This window comes from Paenibacillus septentrionalis, assembly GCF_042659865.1.
Classification (GTDB): domain Bacteria; phylum Bacillota; class Bacilli; order Paenibacillales; family Paenibacillaceae; genus Pristimantibacillus; species Pristimantibacillus septentrionalis.
Genome location: NZ_JBHSTE010000005.1, coordinates 315,891 through 342,038, shown reverse-complemented (window position 1 = coordinate 342,038; position 26,148 = coordinate 315,891). Strand labels below are relative to the sequence as shown.

The 26,148-nt window shown below is 44.5% G+C and carries 20 protein-coding genes; 17 read left to right on the top strand and 3 right to left on the bottom strand.

The features are described 5' to 3' along the window. Positions 1-11: 11 nt before the first annotated feature. The gene (locus ACFP56_RS16385) at positions 12-1,103 is read right to left on the bottom strand and encodes a GntR family transcriptional regulator (protein WP_379236482.1); all 1,092 of its coding nucleotides are present in this window, start codon (positions 1,101-1,103) and stop codon (positions 12-14) included. Positions 1,104-1,521: 418 nt separating this feature from the next. Between ACFP56_RS16385 and ACFP56_RS16380 the strand changes: the two genes are divergently transcribed. The 4 genes from ACFP56_RS16380 to ACFP56_RS16365 all read left to right on the top strand — a co-directional run bounded on the left by ACFP56_RS16380 (position 1,522) and on the right by ACFP56_RS16365 (position 6,502). Beyond that, on the top strand, positions 1,522-3,138 hold the full coding sequence (locus tag ACFP56_RS16380) for a xylulokinase (RefSeq protein ID WP_379236480.1): 1,617 nt from the start codon (positions 1,522-1,524) through the stop codon (positions 3,136-3,138). 2 nt (positions 3,139-3,140) lie between these two features. Continuing rightward, on the top strand, positions 3,141-3,836 hold the full coding sequence (locus ACFP56_RS16375; RefSeq protein ID WP_379236478.1) for an L-ribulose-5-phosphate 4-epimerase: 696 nt from the start codon (positions 3,141-3,143) through the stop codon (positions 3,834-3,836). Positions 3,837-4,174: 338 nt separating this feature from the next. Then, positions 4,175-5,593 (top strand): L-arabinose isomerase, encoded by a 1,419-nt coding sequence (gene araA / locus ACFP56_RS16370; RefSeq protein ID WP_379236476.1) that lies wholly within the window; start codon positions 4,175-4,177, stop codon positions 5,591-5,593. A 306-nt stretch (positions 5,594-5,899) separates the two neighbouring features. Next, entirely contained in the window at positions 5,900-6,502 is a 603-nt protein-coding gene (locus ACFP56_RS16365; RefSeq protein WP_379236474.1) for a class I SAM-dependent methyltransferase, read from the top strand. Positions 6,503-6,716: 214 nt separating this feature from the next. On the opposite strand, the gene ACFP56_RS16360 is transcribed toward ACFP56_RS16365, so the two are convergent. Further along, on the bottom strand, positions 6,717-7,586 hold the full coding sequence (locus tag ACFP56_RS16360; RefSeq protein ID WP_379236472.1) for an AraC family transcriptional regulator: 870 nt from the start codon (positions 7,584-7,586) through the stop codon (positions 6,717-6,719). Between the two features lie 206 nt (positions 7,587-7,792). Here ACFP56_RS16360 and ACFP56_RS16355 point away from each other — a divergent pair, with 206 nt between their 5' ends. The 12 genes from ACFP56_RS16355 to helD all read left to right on the top strand — a co-directional run bounded on the left by ACFP56_RS16355 (position 7,793) and on the right by helD (position 24,153). Beyond that, positions 7,793-8,905, top strand: a complete 1,113-nt coding sequence (locus tag ACFP56_RS16355; protein WP_379236470.1) for an ATP-binding protein — start codon at positions 7,793-7,795, stop codon at positions 8,903-8,905. 349 nt (positions 8,906-9,254) lie between these two features. Further along, the gene (locus ACFP56_RS16350; RefSeq protein WP_379236468.1) at positions 9,255-10,712 is read left to right on the top strand and encodes a PAS domain S-box protein; all 1,458 of its coding nucleotides are present in this window, start codon (positions 9,255-9,257) and stop codon (positions 10,710-10,712) included. A gap of 20 nt (positions 10,713-10,732) precedes the next feature. Beyond that, the gene (locus ACFP56_RS16345) at positions 10,733-12,667 is read left to right on the top strand and encodes a methyl-accepting chemotaxis protein (protein ID WP_379236466.1); all 1,935 of its coding nucleotides are present in this window, start codon (positions 10,733-10,735) and stop codon (positions 12,665-12,667) included. A gap of 19 nt (positions 12,668-12,686) precedes the next feature. Continuing rightward, positions 12,687-14,201, top strand: coding sequence for a chemotaxis protein CheW (locus tag ACFP56_RS16340; protein WP_379236464.1), 1,515 nt, complete (start codon positions 12,687-12,689; stop codon positions 14,199-14,201). Positions 14,202-14,229: 28 nt separating this feature from the next. Beyond that, positions 14,230-15,282 (top strand): protein-glutamate methylesterase/protein-glutamine glutaminase, encoded by a 1,053-nt coding sequence (locus tag ACFP56_RS16335; protein ID WP_379236462.1) that lies wholly within the window; start codon positions 14,230-14,232, stop codon positions 15,280-15,282. 3 nt (positions 15,283-15,285) lie between these two features. Then, a complete protein-coding gene (locus ACFP56_RS16330) occupies positions 15,286-15,873 on the top strand; it encodes a HEAT repeat domain-containing protein (RefSeq protein ID WP_379236460.1) in 588 nt (195 codons plus the stop codon). Then, a complete protein-coding gene (locus ACFP56_RS16325; RefSeq protein ID WP_379236458.1) occupies positions 15,870-16,694 on the top strand; it encodes a CheR family methyltransferase in 825 nt (274 codons plus the stop codon). The genes ACFP56_RS16330 and ACFP56_RS16325 overlap by 4 nt, the downstream gene beginning before the upstream one ends. 10 nt (positions 16,695-16,704) lie before the next feature. Further along, the gene (locus ACFP56_RS16320) at positions 16,705-17,094 is read left to right on the top strand and encodes a response regulator (RefSeq protein ID WP_379236456.1); all 390 of its coding nucleotides are present in this window, start codon (positions 16,705-16,707) and stop codon (positions 17,092-17,094) included. 3 nt (positions 17,095-17,097) lie between these two features. After that, positions 17,098-19,605, top strand: a complete 2,508-nt coding sequence (locus ACFP56_RS16315; protein WP_379236454.1) for a chemotaxis protein CheA — start codon at positions 17,098-17,100, stop codon at positions 19,603-19,605. A gap of 178 nt (positions 19,606-19,783) precedes the next feature. Further along, positions 19,784-20,359 (top strand): TetR/AcrR family transcriptional regulator, encoded by a 576-nt coding sequence (locus ACFP56_RS16310; RefSeq protein ID WP_379236452.1) that lies wholly within the window; start codon positions 19,784-19,786, stop codon positions 20,357-20,359. A gap of 64 nt (positions 20,360-20,423) precedes the next feature. Then, the gene (locus ACFP56_RS16305; protein WP_379236450.1) at positions 20,424-21,530 is read left to right on the top strand and encodes a YhgE/Pip domain-containing protein; all 1,107 of its coding nucleotides are present in this window, start codon (positions 20,424-20,426) and stop codon (positions 21,528-21,530) included. A gap of 211 nt (positions 21,531-21,741) precedes the next feature. Continuing rightward, the gene (gene helD / locus ACFP56_RS16300) at positions 21,742-24,153 is read left to right on the top strand and encodes an RNA polymerase recycling motor HelD (RefSeq protein ID WP_379236448.1); all 2,412 of its coding nucleotides are present in this window, start codon (positions 21,742-21,744) and stop codon (positions 24,151-24,153) included. Positions 24,154-24,247: 94 nt separating this feature from the next. Here helD and ACFP56_RS16295 read toward each other — a convergent pair whose 3' ends face one another. Beyond that, on the bottom strand, positions 24,248-25,114 hold the full coding sequence (locus tag ACFP56_RS16295; RefSeq protein ID WP_379236446.1) for a helix-turn-helix domain-containing protein: 867 nt from the start codon (positions 25,112-25,114) through the stop codon (positions 24,248-24,250). A gap of 279 nt (positions 25,115-25,393) precedes the next feature. Here ACFP56_RS16295 and ACFP56_RS16290 point away from each other — a divergent pair, with 279 nt between their 5' ends. Next, positions 25,394-26,101: a hypothetical protein gene (locus tag ACFP56_RS16290; protein ID WP_379236444.1), complete on the top strand. Its 708-nt coding sequence runs from the start codon at positions 25,394-25,396 to the stop codon at positions 26,099-26,101. Positions 26,102-26,148: the final 47 nt, after the last annotated feature.

Sequence of the window (26,148 nt, the reverse complement as noted above, 5' to 3'; positions counted from 1 at the left end):
CGTTCCTTAATTTATTTTCCTTCGATTGCTTTAACAGTTTCCCCTTCAATGAATTCAGGCTGATAGATGGTGCTTGCAGGCAGATCCTTTTTGCCCTGCAGCCGCTTAATGATCCAGTCCGCTGCATCGCGACCCATCTGTTCTTGCGGGTGTGTAAGTGTAGTTAGCTTAATGTTCGCGTTTTTAGCGATATACGAATTGTCCTGACCGATGATCGACAGTTGCTCAGGTACCGAGATTCCCAGCTTCCTGCATACCTGCACGACCTCTAGGCCAACCTCGTCGTTGTAGCATACTAATGCGGTTAATCCGTCAAGATGATCACTAAGAAATGCTTCCAGGTTAACGGACAAATCAGGCTTCGTCGCGGTATCGAACGAAAGCACGTGCTCTGGCTGGAACTTTAATCTGGCTTCCCCAAGTGCTTTGATGAATCCTTTCATGCGATACTTCCCTTGCAAGTCATCCATTTTTGCGATAATTCCGATCTGAGTATGTCCTTTGGAAATGAGCGCTCTGGTTGCAAGGTAACTGGATTGCACGTCATCCAAACAAAAGAAAGGAACTTCGAGCTCTTCGTAGTAGGCATTAATCATCGTGAACGGAACGTCCTGTTCTTTAAAGGAAAGGTAGTATGCAATATTAGGATTGTAAACATTGCTTCTTGTAGGTTCTACAATTAATCCATCAACGCCGTAGGATAGCATCATCTCCAACGCTTTTTTCTCTTGCGCGATGTCATTATTTGTACTGGCTAATAGCAGCGAATAGTTATCTTCATTTAACCGGCTTTCTATACCGCGGATAATAGATGGGAAAATGTAATCGGAAATATAGGTAGTAATGACCCCGATTGTTTTATTCATCGCCTTTGTACCCGTTTTTGATCGGTACTGATTGCTGACATACGTACCTGATCCCTTTTCGCTTCGTAAAAAGCCCTCGTTGGATAGCTCCAGAATAGCTTTTCGAACCGTCTGGCGGCTAACCTGGTAGCTCTCCTGCAAAACGTACTCTGAAGGGATTCTCTCGCCATCTTTATACGTGCCCGAAAGGATATGACTTTTAAGATCATCTATAATGAGCTGGTACTTTGGCTTCATACAATTCACTACTTTCTTCGTTGTTCAAAGAGTTGTACGTACATATTCTAGCACATAACGTACTAAATGCAAACATACAGTGCTTATGTGCAGTTTCAACCATACAACTTGCCGTCAGTAAGCTTTAGCGAAATTCCGAAACAAGAAACAAAATAAGACAAAAACTTCATGTAAGTATAACTTTATATAATATTGACAAATGTACGTACAGAAAATATACTAAGGCTGTCTAGACAATAGTAAGCGCATTCTTTCGGTCGAACCGTTACGTTATCTCATCAAGCACCCGGCTTGATCGGAAGCAGCAGTACAGGATGACAACGGTTATATGAAGTGTGACGAGGATACATTACGATACGTGGTAGTGGACAGATTCTATGCTGCTCATTGCACGAATAGAGAGGGGATAGTAGTGATCATGAATCATGTAGACTTGAAGGAAGCGATAACCAAGGGAGAAACCTCGCTCGGTATCGAATTTGGATCTACGCGGATCAAGGCGGTATTGATTGATCAACGTTTTGAGACGATCGCATCAGGAAGCTTTGAGTGGGAAAATTTGTTGAAGGACGGATACTGGACGTACAACCAGGAAGACATCCTTACAGGTCTTCAGACCGCTTATCGTGAAATGAAGCAGGAAGTGGCGCAAAAGTATGGCGTCACCCTAAAAACCGTCGGATCTATCGGTTTTTCCGCGATGATGCATGGCTATATGGCATTTGACCGTACAGGTCAGCTTCTTGTTCCATTTCGAACTTGGCGCAATGCAACAACTGGCGCAGCTGCAAGAGAACTAACCGACTTGTTTCAGTTTAATATTCCTGAGCGCTGGAGTATTGCTCATGTGTATCAAGCGATTTTAAATGGTGAGGAGCATGTGCCTCGCATTGAATTTGTTACGACACTAGCAGGATACATCCACTGGCTATTGACAGGTGAAAAAGTCATTGGCATTGGAGATGCGTCCGGCATCTTCCCTATAGATGAATCAACCTATAATTATCATTCCAAAATGATTAAGCAATTCGACGATTTAATTGCCGATAAAGGCTACCCATGGAAGCTGGAGGGAATTCTTCCTAAAGTTCTTCTATCCGGAGAGCAGGCTGGCGCGCTGACTGCGGAAGGCGCGGCCATTCTTGATCCTGCAGGTGATCTGCAGCCTGGCATCCCGCTGTGTCCGCCTGAAGGCGATGCTGGTACAGGGATGGTTGCAACCAACAGTGTTAGGAAGCGTACGGGAAATATTTCCGTAGGGACATCTGTTTTTGCCATGATTGTACTGGAAAAGGAACTGTCCAAGGTGTATCCGGAGATCGACATGGTTACCACACCAAGCGGCAGTCCAGTCGGTATGGTACACGCCAACAACTGCTCCAGCGATCTTAATGCGTGGATGGGACTGTTCCGTGAATTCTCAGTTGCGATGGGATACGGCTCCGATTCTGATAAGTTATTCGGCGTGCTGCTCAACAAGGCGCTCGAAGCAGACCCTGATGGCGGCGGTTTGCTGAGCTACGGTTACCTGTCTGGTGAAAATATTACAGGCATGGAACAAGGCCGTCCGCTGTTTGTTCGTTCGCCTGAAAGCAACTTTAATTTGGCTAATTTCATGCGCACTCATTTATTTACAGCTTTCGGCGCATTGAAAATCGGAATGGACATACTGACGGAGCAAGAACAGGTAGAGATTGACAGCATTTTGGCTCATGGCGGTTTGTTCAAAACGCCTGTTGTTGGACAGAAAATTTTGGCGGGTGCGCTGAATGTACCAATCTCGGTTATGTCTACAGCTGGCGAAGGCGGAGCATGGGGCATGGCGCTTCTCGCTTCATACATGCTGAACAAGGAGCAAGAAGAGGCTCTGGATGACTTCCTAGAGCAGAAGGTATTCAAGGATGCTGAAGGACAAGAGATTGCGCCAGATCCAACGGATGTTGAAGGCTTCCAAGTCTTTATGAAGAGATATCAAGCGGGACTTGCCATTGAACAGGCAGCAGTAGATCACTTGCTAGAGAATGGGAGGGGCTAACGTTGTTAGAACAACTGAAAGAAGAAGTATACCAAGCAAATCTTGATTTGCCTAAACACGGACTTGTGAAATTCACTTGGGGCAATGCGAGTGCGGTTGACCGTGAGAGCGGCCTATTCGTCATTAAACCAAGCGGAGTCAGCTACGAGAAGATGAAGCCAAGCGATATGGTTGTGGTTGATTTTGATGGCAATGTCGTTGAGGGTGATCTGAGACCTTCATCCGATACTGCGACTCATGCGGTATTGTACAAACACTACCCGCAAATTGGCGGCATCGTGCATACGCACTCGACCTGGGCAACGATCTGGGCACAAGCGGGACTTGATGTGCCTGTCATGGGAACAACTCATGCCGATACGTTCTATGGCGCTGTGCCATGTGCGCGTTTCTTGAATCAAGAAGAGGTAGATCGCGGTTACGAAGCAGAGACGGGTCATGTCATTATTGAAACGTTCGAGAAGCGTGGCTTGGACGTAATGGCAATTCCTGCGGTTCTGCTGCAAGGCCATGCGCCTTTCACTTGGGGAAAAGATGTAAAGTCGGCAGTTGTAAACAGCGTCGTGCTTGAGGAAGTGTGCAAGATGAATCTGTATGCACGACAATTGAACAGCTTCGCTAAGGAATTGCCGCAGGGCATTCTGGATAAGCATTATTTGAGGAAGCATGGGAAGGATGCCTATTACGGCCAAAAATAATAGAGGGCGGTTCAAAACGTCCGAACTTGATGACGATGTGGCGCGTGGTAGCTTAGTCGACGTCGAATATGAAGCTCTACCGAAAGCTCCGTTGCTCACGTAGGTCTGTCTACGCTGCGCTACTCGCTTTCTAGTATTGCTTCATCTTCTTGGTCCTGAAGCCCGAACGTTTTGAACCTATATTGGAAGAGGAAGTTCAAAACGTCCGAACTTGATGACGATGTGTTGCGTTGCAGCGTAGTCGACGTCGAAGCTTGAATGCAGCCAGGCCCTCCGGTACTCACGTAGGTTTATGTACGCTTTTAGCTATTAAAATATAGAAAAGAGGATGATTAATCATGTCAACAGCTAAACAGTTTTGGTTTGTCGTAGGTTCGCAGCATTTGTATGGAGATGAGGCGCTAGCCGAAGTAAAGGCTCATGCACAGACAATGACGGATGCGCTTAATAATAGCGGTCTGCTTCCTTACCCGCTTGTTTTGCAGGATCTGGCAGTTAGCGCAGACAAAATTACGAACATCATGAAAGAAGTCAACTATCGTGATGAAGTGGCAGGCGTAATCACATGGATGCATACGTTCTCCCCTGCAAAAATGTGGATTCGCGGAACAAAATTGCTGCAAAAGCCGCTGCTTCACTTGGCGACGCAGTTCAATGAAAGCATTCCTTGGGCAACCATCGACATGGACTTCATGAACTTGAACCAAGCGGCTCACGGCGACCGCGAATACGGCTTCATTAACGCACGCTTGAACAAGCAAAATAAAATCGTCGTTGGCTACTGGGAGCGCCCAGAAGTGCAGCAGCAAATTGCTGATTGGATGGACGTAGCGGTTGCTTACAATGAAAGCTTCAACATCAAAGTGGCGCGTTTCGGCGACAATATGCGCAATGTTGGTGTAACAGAAGGAGATAAGGTAGAGGCTCAAATCCAATTTGGCTGGACGGTAGACTACTATGGCATCGGTGATCTTGTACAGTACGTAAATGCTGTTATCGAGCAGGACATTGATGCGTTAATGGCTGAATATGCTGAGCTTTACGATTTCGATTACGGCACCAATAGCAAAGAAGCGTGGGAAGCTAGCGTCAGAATCCAAGCTAGCTATGAGATTGCACTCAAGCGTTTCTTGGATGAAAAGGGCTATAACGCCTTTACGACAAACTTTGAAGACTTGCATGGCATGAAGCAGCTTCCTGGTCTAGCTGTTCAACGTCTAATGGCACAAGGCTACGGCTTTGCAGGCGAAGGCGACTGGAAGACAGCTGCGCTTGATCGCTTGCTGAAAGTAATGAGCCGCAACCAAAACACAGGCTTTATGGAGGATTACACTTACGAGATGGCAGCTGGGCAGGAAGCAATTCTACAGTCCCATATGCTTGAGGTAGATCCATCCTTGGCAAGCAACAAGCCGAAAATTATCGTTTCTCCGCTTGGCATTGGCGACCGTGAAGATCCTGCGCGTCTTGTATTCGATGGCAAAGCTGGCGAAGGTGTAGTGGTATCGATGGCAGACTTCGGCACGCATTACAAATTGCTAATCAACGAGGTTTCTGCGTTTGAACCGACTGTTCCAGCACCTAATCTTCCTGTCGCTCGTGTTCTATGGACAGTGAAACCGAACTTCCAGGACGGTGTGAAGGCTTGGATCGAGAACGGTGGCGGTCACCATACTGTCGTTTCCCTGAACCTAACAACAGATCAAATCGTGACATACGCTAAGCTGGTTAATCTGGAGTATGTTGTCATTAAGTAACAATCTCAAATCAAAGCTGATAGCGAGTTAACCTGCTTGCGTCAATACAAGAAGGCATTCATAACCCAATTGGGAGAGGATGTCTTCTTTTTGTATCATAACGAATCTAGCATGATTCGCTTTCCGCATTCGTAACGTACATTTAATCTTCATGCATAGCGATAACGATGAGATCGTGATGACATCAATTTCTTGTTTTATAGACTGTTAGCAGTACGACTACAAAAACCCAAGTTGAGATGATGCGGGCTTTCCTGTTAGACTGAAACAAAATACAGCTCGTAAGCTGCGAATAGGAGAGACAATATGGGCAACACAGATAAGTTCAATATGATCGCTCACACCTATGACACACCTGAAAGAATTGAAATTGCTAAGGTATCAGCAGATGCGATACGCGAATATGTAGTAGATGCTAAGAGCAAGCAAGCCATTGATTTTGGCTGCGGCACGGGTTTAGTCGGAATGAGCTTGCTGGATGAATTCGGTTCTATGCTTTTTCTAGACACATCGCCAAATATGATTGAGCAAATCGAACAAAAACTGTCGGAGCTGCATATCCAAAATGCCGATACCTTATGCTTTGATTTGGAACAGGAAGCATTGCCAAGCTTGAAGGCGGATTACATTTTTATGGTTCAAGTTTTGCTCCATATCCCAGATGTTGAATTACTGTTAGCAAGGCTGTTTGATATCCTAAATGAGGGTGGACATGTTATCATTGTGGATTTCGATAAAAATGAAAACGTCGTTTCCGATTTTGTTCACAATGGATTTGACCAAACGGAGCTGAAAAATATGATGACTAAGCTAGGCTATAACACAATTCGATCCAAGACATTTTACTCGGGAAGCCATATATTTATGGGACAGGATGCTTCTATGTTTGTCCTGGATTCTCGCAAGTAAGGCACTCCAAACAATTAAAAGAGTAAGTGGTTACATGATATTTGCATTCAATAGTCTATGGTTCGATGAGTGCTGTACGATAGATATTTCAACTATCATATCATTGTAGATATCTGAAATGTGACAGTATTAACGTTCCTCAATATTTACGTTCCGCCGGGCATGTAGTGCAAAACCAAAAAGCAACACGATATCTCATCGTGTTGCTTTTGCTTTATTTGGCTATTTTAACAACAGGGATCCAGACTTCCATTTCATACATGTTATTGCCTCGATCGTAAGTCATTTCAAGTTCGGGACCGTTGGCAAATTCATACCCTGAGCTAGGGAACCACTCAGCCCATATGCGCTTCCAAAGTCCATGAATATCACTTTGTCCATCTGGATTAACTCCTGTAGAGAAAATTGCATAGGTTTGAGTAGGGATTGTAAGCTTTTCGAATCCGCTAGGCAAGCCACTATCAGGCGAGAAATAACCGATCAAATAAGATAGTTTATCCTCGCGATGGTTGTAAAGCACGCCATGAATTTGTCCGTTGTCCCCTATGCTTGCGGCAGTACGGATTCGATCTACTGTACCATCGGCAATACATTGGGTCCAGAATTGAGGTATTTCCTGATATGGGCTCTCTCCACCCGCATTAATCTCTATCGACTCGCCAAACATGTCGAAGCATTGCTTTTCCTCGATTTTGTAATTCAATTCCACATCACCTCTAATTGAAATATGAAAGGATAACCGTGGATAGGCCTTGAGTGAAACGCCGTGTGAACGTGTAGCAGTAGGCATCACACCATGCATTTTCTTAAATGCCCTGGAGAATGCCTCAGGTGATTCATAGCCGTACGTTAACGCGACGTCGATAACCTTTACATCGCTTTTTTGCAATTCGAAGGCTGCAAGAGTCAGCCTTCTCCTTCGGATATACTCAGAGAGTGGCACACTCGTGATAAATGAAAACATTCGTTGGAAATGATACGTTGAGCAGCAGGCAATTCGAGCTGCTTGCTCGTAATTTATTGTTTCAGTCAAGTGTGCTTCGATATAGTCCATTGCATTGTTCATTCGATCCAGCCAGTCCATACGTATTCTCCTTTCAAATTTATTATAAGTAGGGTGAAGACTATTAACCTTGCAATTGATGCACCGAATGATCATGTTTCAATATCTTTTATCCTTTATTCAGGTACGTGCTAAACTCATACTTAGTGTCTGCCTCGAAAGAGCAAGGTATGTTCAACTGACATATGCTATACTTAAGTATCTGACCGAAGCAAAGGATATGAGGCATGATTACTAATAATTCGAATCAAAACGTTGATAGTCAAAGTGAGATTAATCGATTAAATCATATTAATCAGCTTATTCTAGATTCCGTTGCTGAAGGCATCTATGGTATCGATCTAAATGCTAAGGTAATCTTTTGGAACAAGGCAGCCGAACGGCTTACTGGCTTCACTTTAAATGAGTTTGAAAAAAATAATCTTCATGAGTTAATCCACCATACAAACCCCCAAGGTGAACATGTTCCGATTCACCATTGCCCTGTCTATTATGCGCTTAATAACGGAGAAAGCCTATTTATTAAGGATGATATATTTTGGAATAAAGACGGTTCTAGCTTTCCTGTTGAATATACCGTAAAACCTATGCTGGAAGATGGTAAGCATGTTGGAAGCGTTATAACATTTCGTGATATGACTGAAAAGCTGCAAACTGATCAACTTATTCTGGAATGGGAAAAGCTATCAGCAGTCGGTCAATTGGCAGCAGGGATTGCCCATGAAATTCGCAACCCTATTACATCGCTAAAAGGTTTTCTAAAACTGATGCATCGAAGCGGTCGTGTGAAGGATGAATATGTTTCAATTATGGATTCTGAATTTGAAAGAATTGAGACAATCATTCAGGAGCTGCTAACCTTTTCAAAGCCCACTGTTACTCAATATAGCCAAGAGGACATCTGTGAAATTATCGATCAAGTGATAACGTTAATGGAGCCACACGCCCTGTTAAAAGGTACAGTTATATCAGCGAATATAACAAGCAGGCCGTTAAAAATTCGATGCATCAAAAATCAAATCAAGCAGGTGCTAATTAACTTAATTAAAAATGCTATAGAAGCCATTGATCGACCAGATGGAAGGATTCAAATTAATGTGCATAGCCGGAGCAATGAAATTGGGATAGAAGTTGTCGATAATGGTCCAGGTATTTCTAATGAGGTTCTCAAAGAGCTGGGCACCCCTTTTTATTCAACGAAGGAAAAAGGAACCGGCTTAGGACTTGTCGTAACAAAAAATATTATTCGAAACAATCATCAAGGTACGCTTCATATAGAGAGCCGAGAGGGCATAGGTACCACGTTTACCGTAATATTACCACAGCGTTTCAATAAGTAAGAAATATTTCATAGAGAACCCTAAACGATACAAAAAATGCTGTAAAAGCATTTCATATAATCGTTTAGGGTTTTTTTGCTGAAATAATTTAAATTATAAGGGAATATAGGAATAAAGTCCCATATAAATCATATAAATTAATATCTGAAAATTAGGATAGTTATGTTAATGCTGTGAAATTTACAGAGATATTTGTCGATTGATGAAGTCGAATTATGATGATTGTTAGAGGAATTCAAGGGTTGTTAGGAAATAAACGAGAAAGCTTTTACAGACTATTTTTTAATAGTATAATAATTTTGAAAAAAATTTGGCTCAATTTTCCAAGATACAGTGAAGGGGATTCGGCATGTATGAAATAGGCATGATGGACGATAAGAAAGAAGGACTGGCTGGTCTTTTGTTTTTATTACAGGAGGGATTACTCTCCCCTTTTGTTGTTTTGGAGGAAAGCAAGCTGCTTTCCGTCCATCATGACTTTGCCCGTATTTTCGGATATTCCCGGGAAGAATTGATAGGCAAAGATTTTTTTGAAATGGTGGACACCGATAGCCATGAAGCTTTGAGAATGTGGTTGTTTGGACGCTTTCCTGATGATTTGAACTTGCTGGAGATTAAGATCGAATCAAGTGAAGGAGCATCTAGATACATAGAATTATACGGAACTCGCAGAGTCGTCAAAAATCGCCGGTATTGTATTATATCTAAAGTGACCGATATTACAGACCGCAAGCTTGAAGAAAAAGCAGCGCGTGAAATTCAAGAACGGTTTCGTGCAGCCTTTCATTACGCTGCGGTAGGGATGGCACTCGTTGGCGTTAATGGACGCTTTATAGAGGTTAACTACGCGATGTGTGAAATTTTGGGGGCGTCAGAAGAAGAGCTGCAGCAGTCGTTGTATCAAGACTGGCTGCATCCTGATGAGACAGAGCTTTATCTGGATTCCTGCACCAGGCTTTTGATCGGAGAGATTGCAAGCTATGAGCTTGAGCAGCGTTATAGGCATGTAAGCGGTCGAACGATATGGGTGCTGCTTAGTGCTACACTTGTTCGAGATGAGCTTGGCAAGCCACTGTATTATATTATGCAGCTGCAGGATACGACAGAGCGCAGGAAGGCAGAGGAGCTGCTGCGCAAATCGGACAAGCTGTCCGCTGTGGGCCAATTAGCAGCGGGTGTTGCCCATGAAGTGCGAAATCCTTTGACCGTACTTAAAGGATTTACACAAATGCTGTTATCGACGAATGAAGAACATCAGCAATACTATCGTATGATGCTCTCTGAGGTGGATCGCATCGAAGCCATCATCGGAGAGTTTTTACTTCTTGCCAAGCCGCAGGAAACCAAATTCAACCTTCATTCATTGGGTGAAATCGTACATGATGTTGTTGCTCTTATGGAGACGAAAGCCGTTATGAATAACGTTGAAATTGTGTATCAGTGTCACACCGATAATTCAATTATTGAGTGTGACGCCAATCAGCTTAAGCAGGTATACATTAATATGTTGCAAAATGCGGTTGATGCAATGCCGCGTGGTGGACAAGTTAGCGTGGAGCTCTCAGAAGCTGCTGAGGGGAACTATATGGTACGCATTGCCGACCAAGGTTGTGGCATACCTGAGGAGCGAATCGCGCGGTTAGGCGAACCATTTTACTCAAGCAAAGAGAAAGGAACAGGACTTGGGTTGATGGTCAGCTATCAGATCATTGGCAAACATAAGGGACGCATTTATGTAAGTAGTAGGTTAAATGAGGGTACAACATTCGAAATTATATTGCCGGCAAGGCAAAACATCACTACATAAGGAATACGGAGGTCATCGCAATGAACAAGTATAAAACCTTGCTTTCTCCCCCAACCATATTGGGGGAGTCGTCCTTAATAGGCAGTGTTAACGTTGATCAGATCGGGATTGATGATCGCAAGCTTCATGAGCAAAGGCGTCGTGCGCGGGCGGTTGCAAAGCAGCAGCAGGTATCGGAGAGGCTGATGGCTGCAACACAGGAGCTTACAGCTGGGGTGTCAGAATCACAAGCTGCAATTCATGAGCTGCAGCAGGCACTGGAGCAGATGGCCTCTGGTGCAGAACAGGCAAGTGCTGCCTGTGAAGAGAGCAGTTTAGCTATTTCTAAAATTTTGGAAAACGTTAATGCCGTTTCCGATACTGCAAGCTTATCAATGAATCGAAGTCTGGTTGTACAGCAGATGATTACTGGATCAGCTTCTGATATTAATCAGCTGGTAGACGGCGTTGCCGTATCTGCCGAAAAAAGCTCAGCGTCAGCCCGATTAATCATGGAACTCGAAAATCAAGCAAAGGAAATTAGCGACATCATCGTGACGGTCGTCAACCTTGCCGATCAAACGAACTTGCTTGCATTGAATGCAGCGATAGAGGCGGCTCGAGCAGGCGAACATGGCAATGGATTTGCCGTTGTTGCTGATGAGGTGCGTACGCTTGCGGAAACGGCTGAGAAAGCAGCTATGGAAATTAGGCAAGTGGTGGAACAGGTTCAGACTGAGGTCAACATTATTGCGGAGTCTATCAAGGAAACAGAACAAATTTCCATGCAGGAAATGAAAAATGGTCAAGAGATCAATGCTTCCTTGCTGGAAATGAATCAGAAGATGCAGGTTTTTGTTGACGGTTCCAAAGAAATCCATTACAGGCTGAATATGCTCAGAAGCAGTGTTCAGGATTTTGAGGATGGATCGAGGAAAATCGCAGAAACTGCTGAAGAACAGGCTGCTGGAGCCAATCAGGCACTACGCGCTATTGTGGAGCAAAATAAGGTGCTCATTCAGATTAAGCAGAGCTCTGTGGAATTATCGGACATGGCTGAAGATTTACGAAGTGCAAGGGATGTAGGGAAGTCAGCTGAGCTGCTTGCTTCTGCCTCTGACGAGTTGTCCGCTTCTATTATTGAGGGAGGGCAATCAGCCACAGAAATTATGACCGCAATTAACCAGATTGACAATAGTGCGCAGTTGCAGTCTGCCGCAACCGAGCAATCCAGCAGTGCAGTTATGAAGCTGGACACCACGGTCAATGCAGTTACTGGTCTCGCTGAAGAGGTGGAGCAGAACGTTAAGGAAGTATCTGAGCTCCATGAGCACAGCAAGGCTCAAACTGAACTGCTCATTCAAAATATTTCTCATACACTCGATATGCTTGCAAGCAATATGCAACGATTGTTTGACCTTGAGACACGAGTTCGTCAAATTGAGAGAATTGTAAATTTGATTGACCGCGTTGGCATTCAGACTAACATGCTGGCAGTCAATGGTGCTATAGAAGCGGCTGGAGCGGGTCAATATGGTAGAGGTTTCGCAGTCGTTGCAGGTGATATTCGTAATTTGGCCCAGGAAACGGCAATGAACGCAGATCATATTAAGGAGCTTTTACGTGACATACAGAGCCAGGTCATGTTGGTTGTACGGGATATTATTTCTGCCCGCGACACGACGCGTACTGAAGTGGAAAAGGCCCGCAGAGTGATTGCTGAACTGACGAAGCTCGATCAGGAGTTTTCTACATTAGTTGTTGGCATTGTGAGCAATAACGAAAACTTGTTAGAGGTGCAGCAAGCGATTGGAGAATCCAAGAAAGCAATCGAGCAGATTGCCTCAGCTGCCTCAGAAGCAGCAGCTGCAACGAAACAAGCTTCGCTTGCTGGACAAGAGCAGAATGTCGGTCTGAACGAGTTGTCCCGGGCTATTGAAGATATCGCCATTATGGCGGATGAACTCCACTTATGACGGGGGCTTGAGATAAGCTATGACGGAGAGCGTTTTGGCGTATGGCCAACATGTCGTTTTTCGAATCGGAGAGGAGCAATATGGGCTGCCGATTCATTTTGTGAAAGAAATTCAACGATCTGGTTCAGTGACGGAGATACCGCATGCTCCGTCTTATATCCGAGGATTAGCTAACCTTCGGGGCAATGTAATTACAGTCGTATGCGGGAGACGGTTACTTGGACTTCCTGGGAAAGAGGCAAGTCAAAATCAACGAATTTTATTGCTGAAAAATTCTAGCAGGCTACTCGGTCTGCTGGTTGACGGGCTATCAGGTGTGCCTACAGTCAAGCCGGAAAAGACGTATCCCTATATGTCATCTGGTGCAAGCGGCTGGATAAGTGGTTTAGCATTTACGGATAATGGCTGGTTTGTAAGGCTGCTAGATATGGACAAGCTATTTGAGTTGATGCGTCGTGAAGAGAACGAAGGATCAGGAAGAATTAACGGACGATTGGGTGTCAATACCAAGAGATTTGCTGAGATAAGGCTAATCGAGCAGAAGATGGAGCAGTATGTACGTTTTCAAACGAAAGATGGGTCATTCGCTGTTCCTGTTCATCAAGTACGTGATATTCAGCCGATGCCAGAAACGATAAAGCCGTTAACGGGAGCTCCAGCGGCAGTGATTGGGCTGGCAGCTGTCCGAGAGCACATTATTCCTATTTTTGACGCCGGTATGCTGATGGAACAATCGTTTTCCGATAGTGTGAACCGAGTAATCGTGATGGAGATCAACACTAGTCTTGGAAAGTCGCTCATCGGTATTGCTGTGCAGCAAGCAACAGAGGTGCTGCGGATACCGCGAGAGACAGTTGCAGAAGTTCCGCCCGCGTTGCGGAAATATCAGGGTAACTGGGTGACTGGCTTATACCGTGATGAAAAGTCGTTTGTATACATATTGGACGTAAGCAGAGCTAATTTTACGGATGAACTATCCATTATGATAGATGGAAAAATAGAAGTGGCGGAATGCCATACGAATGAAGCGAGAGACAGAGAAGCAGCCGCGGATCAGGTCATTGCTCCGCCTTCATCAACTTTTAATACTGAGTTGAGCACGTCAGATGCATTGTATTTGTTATTTCAGATGAAACAGGAGACTTATGCTATACCTGTGAAGAGTGTTAAGGAAATTTTGAGGGTGAGCGCAGTTACGAGAATCCCGCATGCAGGTAGTTTGGTAACAGGTATTACGAATATACGCGGCAATTTGGTAACCGTTATTAATCTTCAGAGCAAGTTGTCTGATTATATTGATAACGGATTATCGGGTGAACGTCTTGTCGTTTTGCAGGCTGGCCAGCGAGTCCGCGCCTTTCTTGTGGATCGTGTTATTGGCTTGAGGCGTGCGGATTGTCAGGGGCCGGAGTATGCTCAGGGTCTGCGGCAATGGCTCCCTGAGCAAGAGGAGCTATTGAGCGGAATGGTAGAGTTGGAAAGTGATCAAATGGCAATTGTGTTGAATCCGGAACGGGTGTGTAGTTTGGATTGAAGTTTGAGGCAAGCAGGGAGGGAATCCCATGAACCGGAAAATAAAAGTATTAATTGTTGATGATTCCGCCTATATGCGTCAGCAGCTTATTGCGATTCTGTCGGATGATGCGCATATAGAAGTGATTGGTTTGGCCAGAGATGGAGAAGAAGCGGTACAGAAGGCGATTCAGTTACAGCCCGATGTCATTACGATGGATATAGAAATGCCGAAAATGGACGGACTTACATCACTGCAGTATATTATGGAGCTAGCTCCATGTCCGATCATTATTTTATCCGCCCATACGCAAAGAGGGGCAATGGTAACTTTTGAAGCGTTGGAGCTAGGGGCATTCGATTTTGTGACTAAGCCTTCCGTTATGGGCAGTGCGATCACTCCTTTGGAACAAATAAGTAAGGAACTGAAAGAACGTATTGTAGCCGCAGCAGCAAGCAGAAAGCTTCCTGCTTCCCGAGAACGTGCTGCTAGGCTCAAAAAGTTGGAAAAGTCCAGTGTGCCTTATTCTAAAGTGATTGTCATTGGGGTATCGACTGGCGGGCCAAAGACGGTGATGGACATTTTACCGCATTTTCCATCTGATTTTCCTGTGCCAATTATATTAATTCAGCATATGCCGGAGATGTTTACCGCATCCTTCGCTGAACGGCTGAATCAAAATCTGCCAATGAGAGTTGTGGAGGCAGCCAACCGAATGGTGCTGGAGCCAGGTACTATATATGTTGCTCCTGGAGGAAGACAGCTTTACACGGAAAAAGCGCTTGGAACGAACCAGCTTCGGTTCTCTGTGCGTTCAGGAACAGAAAAAAATATTCATACGCCTTCCGTTGACATCACCATGCTATCGCTTTTACAGAATTTTCCTGCCGAGAGGATAATCGGTGTATTGCTGACAGGTATTGGCTCAGACGGAGCGGAAGGCATGGTAGAGATTCGAAAAGGTGGAGGACTGACGATTGCAGAATCGGAGGAAACCTCCATTGTCTACGGAATGCCGAGATCAGCGGCGGAACGAGGAGGGGCGCAGTACGTGCTTCCTTCCTATATGATTGGGCAGACCATTTTGAAAGAGGTGCTTTGAGCAGTGGATCACAAGCAGCTTCGATTTTATTGTCAAACAGGCAATTTGAAAAAGATTCGGGAAAGCTTAGCCGAGCTATCCCCGGAACAAATGGCCGAAAATCTTCGCGGGGTATTCCAGATGCCATTACGTCCGGAGGTGCTTGAGTATTTGGGGGCAGAAATGGTAAGGCTCCCTGTAGATATTGGCGCGCCATTGCTGGTGGATCTCCTTTATTCGGAGGAGGCTGCCACCCGAAATCTTGGAATAGAGCTGTTTTCGGCTTATGGGCAGGATGCTATGGAAGTGCTTCGCAATCATTTGAATGATCTTGACGAGGATGTTCGTCTCTTTGCTGTACAGGCGTTATCATTAATTCCAGCACGGCATGAGGTACTTCAGTTGCTTCGTGCACAATGTCTTGTTGAGCGGGACATGAATGTATTGGCAACGATTATTGAAGCTTTGGGGGATTTGGGCACTTATGCCGAGGATGCAGACGCCATTCGAACGATCATGCGGTCGCTCAATCACCCTTACCTTGAATTCGTAGCCAACCGTGCGCTTGAGCGGCTAGGCTCCCACGCGGAGCCATCCGCTTTGAAGCTATGACCCAACAGCTAACACTGGAACAATATCGGCGTCTGCGTGATTTTATTTATCAGAAGACAGGAATTTACTTTACGGACAGCAAGCTGTATTTTGTTGAGCGGCGTTTACTTGATCGAATGGAAAGCGCAGGGATTTCAGAGTTTTCCGATTATTATACATTGCTTCGCTTTGAAACAAGTGGCCTAGAGCTGCAGGCTTTTATTGAGGCGTTAACCGTCAATGAAACATACTTTTTCCGTGAATTCAACCAGCTGAAATGCTTTGCAGAGGAGATTTTACCCGAGATTACAAGAAATAACCCGCAACGTTTGTTGTTTTGGTCTGCCGGATGCTCGACAGGAGAAGAAGCCTATACGCTTGCTATCATCTTGAGTGAGATGCTAAGTCCAGAGATGCTGGGACGTTGTAAGATTTTGGCTACGGATATTGATAATAAGGTTCTTTCCTTCGCTAGACGTGGGATATATGGTGAACGGTCGATCAAGCATGTGCCAAAGCCTTATCTGCAGCGTTACTTTGATCAGGTAGGCAATGAATACCGAGTTGATAGCAGTTTGCGTCAGCTCATTGATTTCAAGGCGCTTAATCTGGTGGATAGCAAAAGCATGCGCCAGGTACCCGAAACAAGCGTTATTTTTTGTCGGAATGTACTGATCTATTTCGATGACATTTCCCGCAGGCAGGTCGCATTGGATTTCTATGAGACACTGCAGGAGGGTGGTTATATATTCTTGGGTCATTCAGAATCTATGAGCCGCATAACATCGATGTTTCAATTGCGCAAAATGCAGAATGCCATTGCGTACCAGAAAGCGAAATGAGGTGTCCTCGATGCATAACGGGCCGAAACTATTAATAGTAGAAGATTCGTCGGCAACCAGAGATTATTATAAGATGTTTTTGGAGGAAAAAGGGATTCAGGTTATCGAAGCCTACAATGGCCTTGAGGCCTTGGAAAAACTAACAGAGATGAACTTCGACGCGGCAGTCGTGGATATTAACATGCCTAAAATGGATGGTTACCAGTTTATACGTGAGCTGCGTCGGGGGGAATCTAAGTACAAGACACCGGTTGCGGTTGTGTCCAGCGAAAGCAAGCTGTCCGACCAGCAGCTGGCATACCAGGCCGGGGCCAACGCTTATTTAATCAAGCCCGTCCGGCCAGAACAGCTGGAAGGGCTACTTTACTTATTTGGTGTAACCTTCCGGGAGGGAGGATAACCAATGGAACTGATCCGTTCGTTTTTATCTGAAGCAGAGGAACTATTAACAAGGATCAACGAAGAAATTTTAGCATTTGAGTCTAACCCGGACGATGAAGAAAGGTTGAATCAGATCTTTCGGGCAGCGCATACGTTGAAGGGCTCCTCCAATTTATATGGATTTAGCGGTATTGCGGTACTGACTCATCTACTAGAAGGGATCCTGGAAGAAATTCAAGAAGGCACAAGGCAAATGGAAACGCGTCTTACTGACCTGTTGTTAGAAAGTTTTGATCAGGTGCGCTGGCTAGTACAGCAGATAGAAAATGGGCAAGAGGACCCGCAGGCGGAGCCTGATTTGCTGCATCGTTTGCGGCAGGCAGCGAAGCAGGAGGAGTGGCTTGATCTCGAGTACACTGGCTTAACACTCCAAGGTCCGCTTCGCTTAGAGCAATGGCTGGAAGAGCTCCGTGTTTTGCTGAGTGGCAATGATCTTTGCAGTGGAACAGCGTTTGCTGAGTTATTGGATCGAGCTGTACAAGGCGATGGTGATCGACTAAAGGCTGCTAATATGTCTGACGAGGCGTATAAAGAACTGAAGAAGCTTTCTTCTGACTTGAAACGTCGACGCAAAGCGAGTGATCAAACAAATGAGAAGCTGGCAAAGCTTATATCATATATCGGTTCTCCGATGCAGGATGCTTTGGCAGGAGTTCCAGAGCTGCGTCATTTATTGGCAGCGGCTGCTCTTTTAGAGCGCCCAATAAAGGTTTTGGCAGCATCGGGAGAACCGCTACCTCAATGGTGGGGTGAGCTGTGGGGGAAGTGGCAGGATGGGCTGAAGATGCTATATCAAGGTCAGGTCGATGGGTCGCTATCAGATCTTGCTCTTGATGTATGGGAGCTTTGCGAACGCTCTGAGCCTGTGGCAGCGCCAGTACGTGATACTATATTGCTTCCGCCTCCAATCGAGGAGGAAGATCATGCCTATGCTGAAATTGCTGCAGGTGCTGAACTGATTCTCCAGCCATTATCGGTGCTGCCACCAGTCGATGATGCAATGACTCGCAAGCTAGCTGTCGAGCAGCTGCACTTTCTTGCTCCTAAGGGAAGACCGCTCATAGATCGTTGGGAGCTGGCGAGCCAAATTCTGCTTCGTTGTGCCAAGCTTTTAAAGGATGATGATTTGGAGCGGCTTGCTCTCCATAAGGCGCCTGATATGTCCAGCTTGAATCTTAAAATGAAGCAGCTCACCGAGGATACGACGGTGCTTCCTTTTGATGGAGAACAGCTCACAGATGATCTCTCAAACCTTGCACTGAAACATCGTTCTGGACTAAAGGAGCGAGATGTAGTCGAACAGCCTGAGGCGGAACAGGAACGAATCATTCGTATCGAGCAAGGCAAGCTTGATCGTTTGATGGAGCTGATCGGAGAATTAGTCGTTGCAAAAAATGCGTTTCCGTACATTATTCAAGAAATGACCGAACCTGCTCTTGCACAGCAGCTGAAGGAGAAATTCGGCATGCTTGATCGAATTTCCAAGGAGCTGCAGGATGCAATTATTGATGTACGTATGTTGCCGCTATCATCGGTATTTTCAAAGTTTAATCGATTTGTTCGCGACCTTGCAAAACAACTTGGCAAACAAATTAATTTAGAAATTAGTGGTGAGGAAACAACACTGGACAAGCGTTTGGTAGAAGTGCTTTCTGAGCCGCTTATCCACCTTGTTCGCAATGCAATTGATCATGGAATTGAAACGGAGGAAGAACGCAGACTGACAGGGAAATTACCAGCAGGGCTGCTTCGCCTCCATGCTTGGCGTGAAGGAAATAAGGTGCTAATTGAGGTAACCGACGATGGGCGAGGCATTGATATAGAAAGTATTCGTCAGAAGGCGGTTGAGTTAAAGCTGCTTGGTAAGGAAGAAGCAACGGACCTTGGCTCGGAAGAGCTACAGCGATATATTTTTAAAGCAGGCTTTACTACGGCAGAAGGCGTAACCTCTATGTCGGGGCGGGGTGTCGGTCTGGATGCCGTGTTAAGCAATATCGAAAACATGCAAGGTAAAATTACGATACAGAGCGAGTCAGGACGAGGGACAACTTTCACGATCGAATTGCCGTTAACGCTAACGATGACGCAGGTGTTGCAGGTTCAGGTAGCGGATCAGGTTTACGGGATCCCGCTCGATCAGATTGGACAAACGATGCGTGTATCTGTAGATGAGCTGCAATCCGTTCAGGGTCAGCTCGTTCTGTCTTTACCGGATCAGGTTGTACCGGTATTAGAGCTTAAAACATACTTTGGTCTTACTGAAGCCACGGAGTCACTGAATGAGTATCGATACGTTGCTATATTAAAAAATGGCATTGGGCTTCAGGTGGATTTCTTCAAAGGGCAGCAGGAGGTTGTGGTGAAGCCGCTCGAGGCTGGTCTAAGACATTTGGCTCATTTTACAGGTGTGTCCATAATGGGTGACGGCACCGTGCTGCTTATTCTCAATAGCAACGGGTTAGAGATATAAGCAAGTCTAAGCAACTAATAGAAGCTTAGTCACTTCATAGCTGAAGTGGCTTTTTCTATTAGCCAATCATGCAAGCGTGATGCATAAAGCCTTGAGAAGTGGGACCGCGAATGGTTGCAATTGGTAATAGCATTGTTTATAATGCAAGTATCCACTTGCATGCAAAGGATGAAGGTAAATGGACGAAACTAAGAAAAAAATAATGGAGGCGACCATTTCTTTATTTGTTTCAAAAGGCTATAAAGGGACAACGACAAAAGAAATAGCAAGCGCTTCAGGGGTAAATGAAGTAACGATTTTCAGACATTTCAGCAGTAAAAAAGGACTTTTTGAAGCGGTTGTTGATAGCTTGACGTTTCAAACGGTATTTAATGAAGAGTTTTTGCAGGAGCTTTCTTGGGAATTGGAACAAGACCTATGGGTAATCGCGAAAAAATACCAAGAAACACTTGAATCAATCAAAGATCTTGTGTTGATTGGGTTTCGCGAGGCGGGCAACTATCCGGAATTAAATGATCTTATAGCAAAGTTTCCGATGTCTTTCAAAAAGATCGTCCATCATTACTTGGTAGAAATGAAAAACAAAAACAAAATCATTGATGTGAATTTGGAATTGCAGGCCATGAATTTCGTATGGCTTAACTTTGGCTATTTTATTTCAAAGTCGAGGTTTGGTCAGCAATTAATTACAGTGGAGCATGATGAATTTTTACAGCAAAGCACGTTTCTTTTTGCTAGAGGCTTAAAGCCCTAGCAAATATTTTTGAACAGAATGCAAGCAAGTACTTACTTTCAAATTGAGAAAGGAATGAACGAATATGAAGACATTTAAAGCATTTTTCAAATTTAATCTGACGTATGTTGGCATTGGTATTGCCTTTGCCTTTTTACTTATCTTTTTTACGGTATGGTTAACTGCTTATCATGGCGTTACAGACCGAATCGATCAATTAAAAGTGGGAATTGTGAATGATGACATAACGTTTCATACCGTCATGCTTACTGATCAGTTACCATTTACTATGGTAACGATGGATCAAGCAAGTGCCGGAGTAGAAAAACTGAATAAACGAGAGCTCGATATGCTCATTGTCGTCCCAAGGGACTTTACAGAGCATCTAGCAACAAGTACTGCAATAATAGAATTTTATATAAACCAAGCAGGTCCGGCATTGAGTAAGCAAGTAATGGAAAGCACAGCAAATGAGATTGTTTACAAAATAAATGAGCAGGCCTTTACGATGAAAAAGGAGCAGTTAACGTCCGCCCCAGAACCGTTTCTTAGAGATGGCGTGCAAGCATTATCACTTGAAGGTGTTCAATCAAAAATAATCAAGCTAAACCATACAGAAGGTTTTGCTGCCTCGATGATCCCTCTACTCGTCGTGCTGGCTTCATTTGTCGGAAGCATGCTCATGAGCTTGAATTTGTTTCAAGCAACAAAGCAGCTTGCAGAATCATATAGCAAATGGTCAATACTCTTTACTCGTTTCGTCATTCAATTCGTCGTCTCTGTATTGCTTTCTGCTTTAACGATGAGCTTGCTACTGCTTTTTGGCTTTAAGCTGCATGTAAGCCTGTGGGAAGGGTTTGTATTCCAGGTATTTGTCTATTTATCATTTTTATGCTTAACACAAATGTTTACTGTGTTATTTGGTATGGCTGGCATGCTGCTCAATATTGTTAGTCTTTCGATTCAGCTCGTAACGGCAGGCGTCATTGTACCTCGAGCACTGCTTTCTGATTTCTATCAATTATTAAGTCTGCTTTTCCCTGCCACCTATGGTGCAAGTGGATATTTTTCTATTATATATGGTGGAATGAACGTAGCAGGAGAGATAAAAATATTAACTTGCATTATTGTTATTACGTTTGGTGCAACGTTACTTAAGGTAGCGCTGTCCAGAGAAAATATGACAGCGTAGCTTTTCTCAAAACAAAAACCCCCGACTGATCCGTCGGGGGTTGAAATATATTTATATTTTTAATTTGCACACAAAGAAACACTGTGATAAGATAGATAACCACAGCCATTTCACCAAAACGATATTTATAGATTATATCCACAATATAATAATATCATGGGGCGCTGTGGTTTGTCAAATGTTCTTTTTTGGAAGGATGTGTTTCTGGAAAATGGTAGATGAACAGAATTGGAACCAAGAGCAAGAGCGCCTGGACATGGTGACTGAAAAGCTGAAGGAAAGAATCGCTGAGCTTGAGCCAGAGGTGTCCGGTTTGCAAAATCAAGCGGGAGACATTCGTAAACGCTTCTGGGAAGAAGTAACGGTTAATACGAGCACGGATGAGGATTTTGAAGAGACATTTTACAGCATTAGGCAGCAAGAAGCGCTGCTTTCAGAGCGGGAGCGCAGCTTGAGGCTCCGGATGCAGCAATGGAAAAGCATGAATCGGTTGCTTGATTCTCCTTACTTTGGGCGGATTGACTTTCATGAGGATGGCTTAGACAATAGTGAGCAAATTTATATTGGTGTATCATCGTTCGTAGATTCAGATGGCTTGAACTTTCTAATTTATGACTGGCGTACTCCTATTGCGAGCATGTATTACGATTATTCCCCTGGTCCAGCAGCATATGATACACCGGGTGGTCCTGTTTCAGGGAAGATGGAGCTGAAACGACAGTATCAGATTCGAAACGGTCAGCTTCAGAATGTATTTGATACGAGCTTAACGATTGGTGATGAGTTGCTGCAGCAGGTGCTCGGCAAGGGTGCTGACTCTCAGATGAAGACCATTGTAGCGACGATCCAGAAAGAGCAGAATACTATTATTCGAGATGACAAAAGCCGCATGCTTATCGTGCAAGGTGCTGCTGGCAGCGGTAAAACATCAGCTGCACTGCAGCGAGTGGCATACCTGCTATATAAGCATCGCGAGCGATTGAAGGCTGACCAAATTGTTTTGTTCTCGCCGAATCCGATGTTTAACAGCTATGTATCGACTGTGCTACCTGAGCTCGGAGAAGAAAATATGCAGCAGACCACATTTCAGGAATATTTGGAACATGGGCTTGGCACAGCCATGCAAATAGAGGACCCATTTGATCAGATCGAATACGTTTTGACAGAGCAAACAACGCGACCATACGAGGCGCGATTAAATGGGATCGAATACAAAGCGTCGCCTCTGTTTCTTCAAGCGCTTCAACATTACGCGGTTTGGCTTGGTGAAAAGGGTATGCGATTTAAAAGCATTCGTTTCCGTGACCGCGATATTATTACTGTCGAGCAGATGGAAGTTCAATTTTATAGCTATGATCGCTCCATTCGTTTAGCGAATCGTGTAGCTATGCTTCAAGAATGGCTGCTTAAAGAATTACGCCAGCTGGAGCGTAAGGAGAGAGCTGAGCTCTGGGTGCAGGAGGAGCTCCAATATCTTGATAAGGAGCAGTACGATGCTGTTCATAAGGAGCTGCACAAGGAGCGAGGGGTTTTCGACTTCGCTGAGCAATATGAGCAAGTGCAAGAATATGTACAAAACAAACGCCGACGTGACGAGGCAGATTTTGATTATGCTGAACAAGAGGAAGATCTGCTTCGCCGTATGATTGTGAAAGAGCAATTCAAGCCGTTAAGACGAAGCATCAGGCGAATGATGTATATCGATATGGTTGGGCTGTACGCTCAATTATTTGAAGATAAGGTTACGTATATGCAGATGACAAATGCTCCAGATGTTCCAGAGCTGTGGCTGGACATTTGCAAGCAAACAAAAGAAAAGCTTGGCAGTCTTCAGCTGTTCTACGAGGACGCAACACCATTTTTATACCTAAAAGAGTTGGTTGAAGGGATGCGAACGAATACGGAGGTACGACATATTTTCATTGATGAAGGTCAGGATTATTCGATGTTTCAGTATGAATTTCTGAAGAAGTTGTTCCCTTATGCTCGTATGACGGTGCTCGGTGATTTTGGCCAGGCGATCTTTACTCAGGCAACGGAACTGGATGGGGTAGACTCGCCGCTTATCCAGCTTTACGGAGAATCGGATACTAGATTGATACGCCTTGTTCGCAGCTATCGCTCAACCCGCGAGATCGTGGATTTTACGAGAGCACTGCTGCCGAGCGGCAAGGAGATTGTCCCTTTTAATAGAGGTGGGATGAAGCCAATGCTCGTTAAGCTAGGTAGTAAAGAAGAAGTATCGGTCCGATTAGCCCAGGAGCTTGCGGCTCTACGAGCGGAGGGTTTTTCATCGCTTGCAGTCATAACGAAAACAGCTGCCGAAAGCAGTGAAGCCTACGAGCTATTGACTAAGCAAGGAGAGCAATCGATACGGCTGATTACCAAGCAGACCCCAACGTTCGAGGAGGGTGCGGTCGTCATTCCTGCCTACTTGGCGAAAGGTGTGGAATTCGATGCTGTCTTAATCTATGATGCGTCTGCTTATGATCGTGAAAGCGAGCGTAAGCTCTTCTATACAGCTTGCACTCGTGCCATGCACCGACTTCAACTCTATACAACGGGTAAATCGATGCCATTCGTGCAAGACCTGGATGAATCCTTGTACGAAGTGAGCGAATAACACTACTATGTAATAGAAAAAAGGAAGGTCTTCTCATCATGAGAGGCCTTCCTTTTTGTGTTGGCTTGGAGCAAATCTATGTATATGTTGAATCTCATTCCTCTAAGTCAAGTGGCAGCTTTTTGATAGGCGTGTAAATGTGATAGGTAGCTTCGAGGTCGTGCACATCATCGAACACTTGAATAAGCTCGATTTCTGATTCTTCCGGCTCTTGCTTGGAAATTTTCAAAAATCTTGCATAGTCCGTTTCGAGGACGCTGCCAATGTCCAGGATATCTCCGGTATAGTTGAATTTAGCGCAAAAAAGCTGCGGAATATCTACAGTAAAGAAGTATGGCTCATTAATTTGCACGTCTTTTGGTACTCCGAACAGTACCTTGAAGCGGGTTGAATTCGGCTCGCAGTTGGAATAGATGATATAGCAAGCGCCACTTACATTTTTATCTATACGATCCAGTAGCATGTTGGCATGAGAGCGAATCTTCGTCTTGTAATCCTCTACCAAATCTACCTCGAACGCAATACCGCTTACTCTAGTTGTCTTAAATTCCGTTAGGCTAAAATCGGTGACAATGTCCCCGTTTATATTTTTGATGGGTCGTCTTACGACAGTTGGCATCGGCATTTGTGGAATATGAATACCTTCTACCCTAACCGATTGGGGAGTGACACCGTATTGGCGTTTGAATGCACGGGTAAAGGAGGCGTGCGTGCCAAAGTTAAGCCGATATGCAATATCTGTTAGGGATAACCTTTTATCCTGAATAAGGGTCAAGGATGTAGCTAACCTTCTAGTCAGAATGTATTGACTTAGTGAACATCCCATCATCGCGGAAAACAATCTATGAAAATAGAATTTAGACATATGGAAGGTATTTGCTACAGAATTCAATGATAAAGGCTGCTGTAAATGGTTTTCAATATGCAGCAAAGCATTCTCGACAACTTTGTGATGGTCCATAATGTATCTCCTTCACTCTAAAACTATGTGTGTGAAAATAGTATACCATACAGGGGATAAGCCGGCGTTTTAATCAATGATAAGACCTCGATTTACAGCAAGAATTGAAAAGAAAAAGCAAGCTCATTTTGGTAAGCTGATGACGTGAATAAGACTTAAATAACAGAAAGGAGACCACCGCGAAGACCTTTTAAATTTCAAAAGCCAGCAAAGAACAGAACAGACTAGAGATACATGCACGACTATTTAGTCATTAACTCAAGAATGGAGGTAATACAAATGGATGATAACAATCAGCATCATATAAGGAGAAATGGCGAGGTGACAGCACCAGGTCTGCTCCGTAGCACAGGCATATTTGCTATAATGGCCGGTCTTTTATATATTGTCATTCAACTCATACATCCGCCAGACCAACTTTCCGCAGTTCCTTCAACAGCATGGATCGTGGTTGCGTGCTTATCAATGGTCATGTCTTTATTTTTTTTAATTGGACTTTTAGGAATGTATCTTAAACAAGTGAAAGAGGTAGGCTGGCTTGGTTTAATTGGATTTATTCTATTCAGTTTGTTTTGGTTATTGTCTATGGCATTTGGATTTATGGAAGCTTTTGTTTTGCCGTTGATAACCGATAATGCGCCGAAGGTTGTAGAAGGGATTACGGGTATTTTTGGTGGCGGTGTCAGAGAGGTCGAACTTGGATTTCTGCCTGTGCTGGCGCCGATAGCAGGAGTTCTATATTTGCTAGGAGGTCTGGTGTTTGGCATCGCAACCTATCGCGCCCGGGTCCTGCCACGGCAGGCTGCCGCTCTGCTTGCTTTCGGTGCTGTTGTGACGCTAGCTGCTGCCGTTATCCCTCATCCGGTAGATCGAATTTTGGCAGTGCCTACCGGTCTGGCATTTATTTGGTTAGGTTATAGGCTTTGGTCAGAACACGAAAGCAAAGCTGAAGCAAGAGATCTTCAATCAACCCAAATAAACGCTTAACTAATTAGAAAGAATGAGCGGACAGCTGGATAAATGACAAACATGAG

Excerpts from the sequence above, each read along its gene's own strand:
- ACFP56_RS16385 (WP_379236482.1), bottom strand. The coding sequence starts at position 1,103 with ATGAAGCCAAAGTACCAGCTCATTATAGATGATCTTAAAAGTCATATC.
- ACFP56_RS16380 (WP_379236480.1), top strand. The coding sequence starts at position 1,522 with ATGAATCATGTAGACTTGAAGGAAGCGATAACCAAGGGAGAAACCTCG.
- araA (WP_379236476.1), top strand. The coding sequence starts at position 4,175 with ATGTCAACAGCTAAACAGTTTTGGTTTGTCGTAGGTTCGCAGCATTTG.
- ACFP56_RS16365 (WP_379236474.1), top strand. The coding sequence starts at position 5,900 with ATGGGCAACACAGATAAGTTCAATATGATCGCTCACACCTATGACACA.
- ACFP56_RS16360 (WP_379236472.1), bottom strand. The coding sequence starts at position 7,586 with ATGGACTGGCTGGATCGAATGAACAATGCAATGGACTATATCGAAGCA.
- ACFP56_RS16355 (WP_379236470.1), top strand. The coding sequence starts at position 7,793 with ATGATTACTAATAATTCGAATCAAAACGTTGATAGTCAAAGTGAGATT.
- ACFP56_RS16350 (WP_379236468.1), top strand. The coding sequence starts at position 9,255 with ATGTATGAAATAGGCATGATGGACGATAAGAAAGAAGGACTGGCTGGT.
- ACFP56_RS16345 (WP_379236466.1), top strand. The coding sequence starts at position 10,733 with ATGAACAAGTATAAAACCTTGCTTTCTCCCCCAACCATATTGGGGGAG.
- ACFP56_RS16340 (WP_379236464.1), top strand. The coding sequence starts at position 12,687 with ATGACGGAGAGCGTTTTGGCGTATGGCCAACATGTCGTTTTTCGAATC.
- ACFP56_RS16335 (WP_379236462.1), top strand. The coding sequence starts at position 14,230 with ATGAACCGGAAAATAAAAGTATTAATTGTTGATGATTCCGCCTATATG.
- ACFP56_RS16325 (WP_379236458.1), top strand. The coding sequence starts at position 15,870 with ATGACCCAACAGCTAACACTGGAACAATATCGGCGTCTGCGTGATTTT.
- ACFP56_RS16320 (WP_379236456.1), top strand. The coding sequence starts at position 16,705 with ATGCATAACGGGCCGAAACTATTAATAGTAGAAGATTCGTCGGCAACC.
- ACFP56_RS16315 (WP_379236454.1), top strand. The coding sequence starts at position 17,098 with ATGGAACTGATCCGTTCGTTTTTATCTGAAGCAGAGGAACTATTAACA.
- ACFP56_RS16310 (WP_379236452.1), top strand. The coding sequence starts at position 19,784 with ATGGACGAAACTAAGAAAAAAATAATGGAGGCGACCATTTCTTTATTT.
- ACFP56_RS16305 (WP_379236450.1), top strand. The coding sequence starts at position 20,424 with ATGAAGACATTTAAAGCATTTTTCAAATTTAATCTGACGTATGTTGGC.
- helD (WP_379236448.1), top strand. The coding sequence starts at position 21,742 with ATGGTAGATGAACAGAATTGGAACCAAGAGCAAGAGCGCCTGGACATG.
- ACFP56_RS16295 (WP_379236446.1), bottom strand. The coding sequence starts at position 25,114 with ATGGACCATCACAAAGTTGTCGAGAATGCTTTGCTGCATATTGAAAAC.
- ACFP56_RS16290 (WP_379236444.1), top strand. The coding sequence starts at position 25,394 with ATGGATGATAACAATCAGCATCATATAAGGAGAAATGGCGAGGTGACA.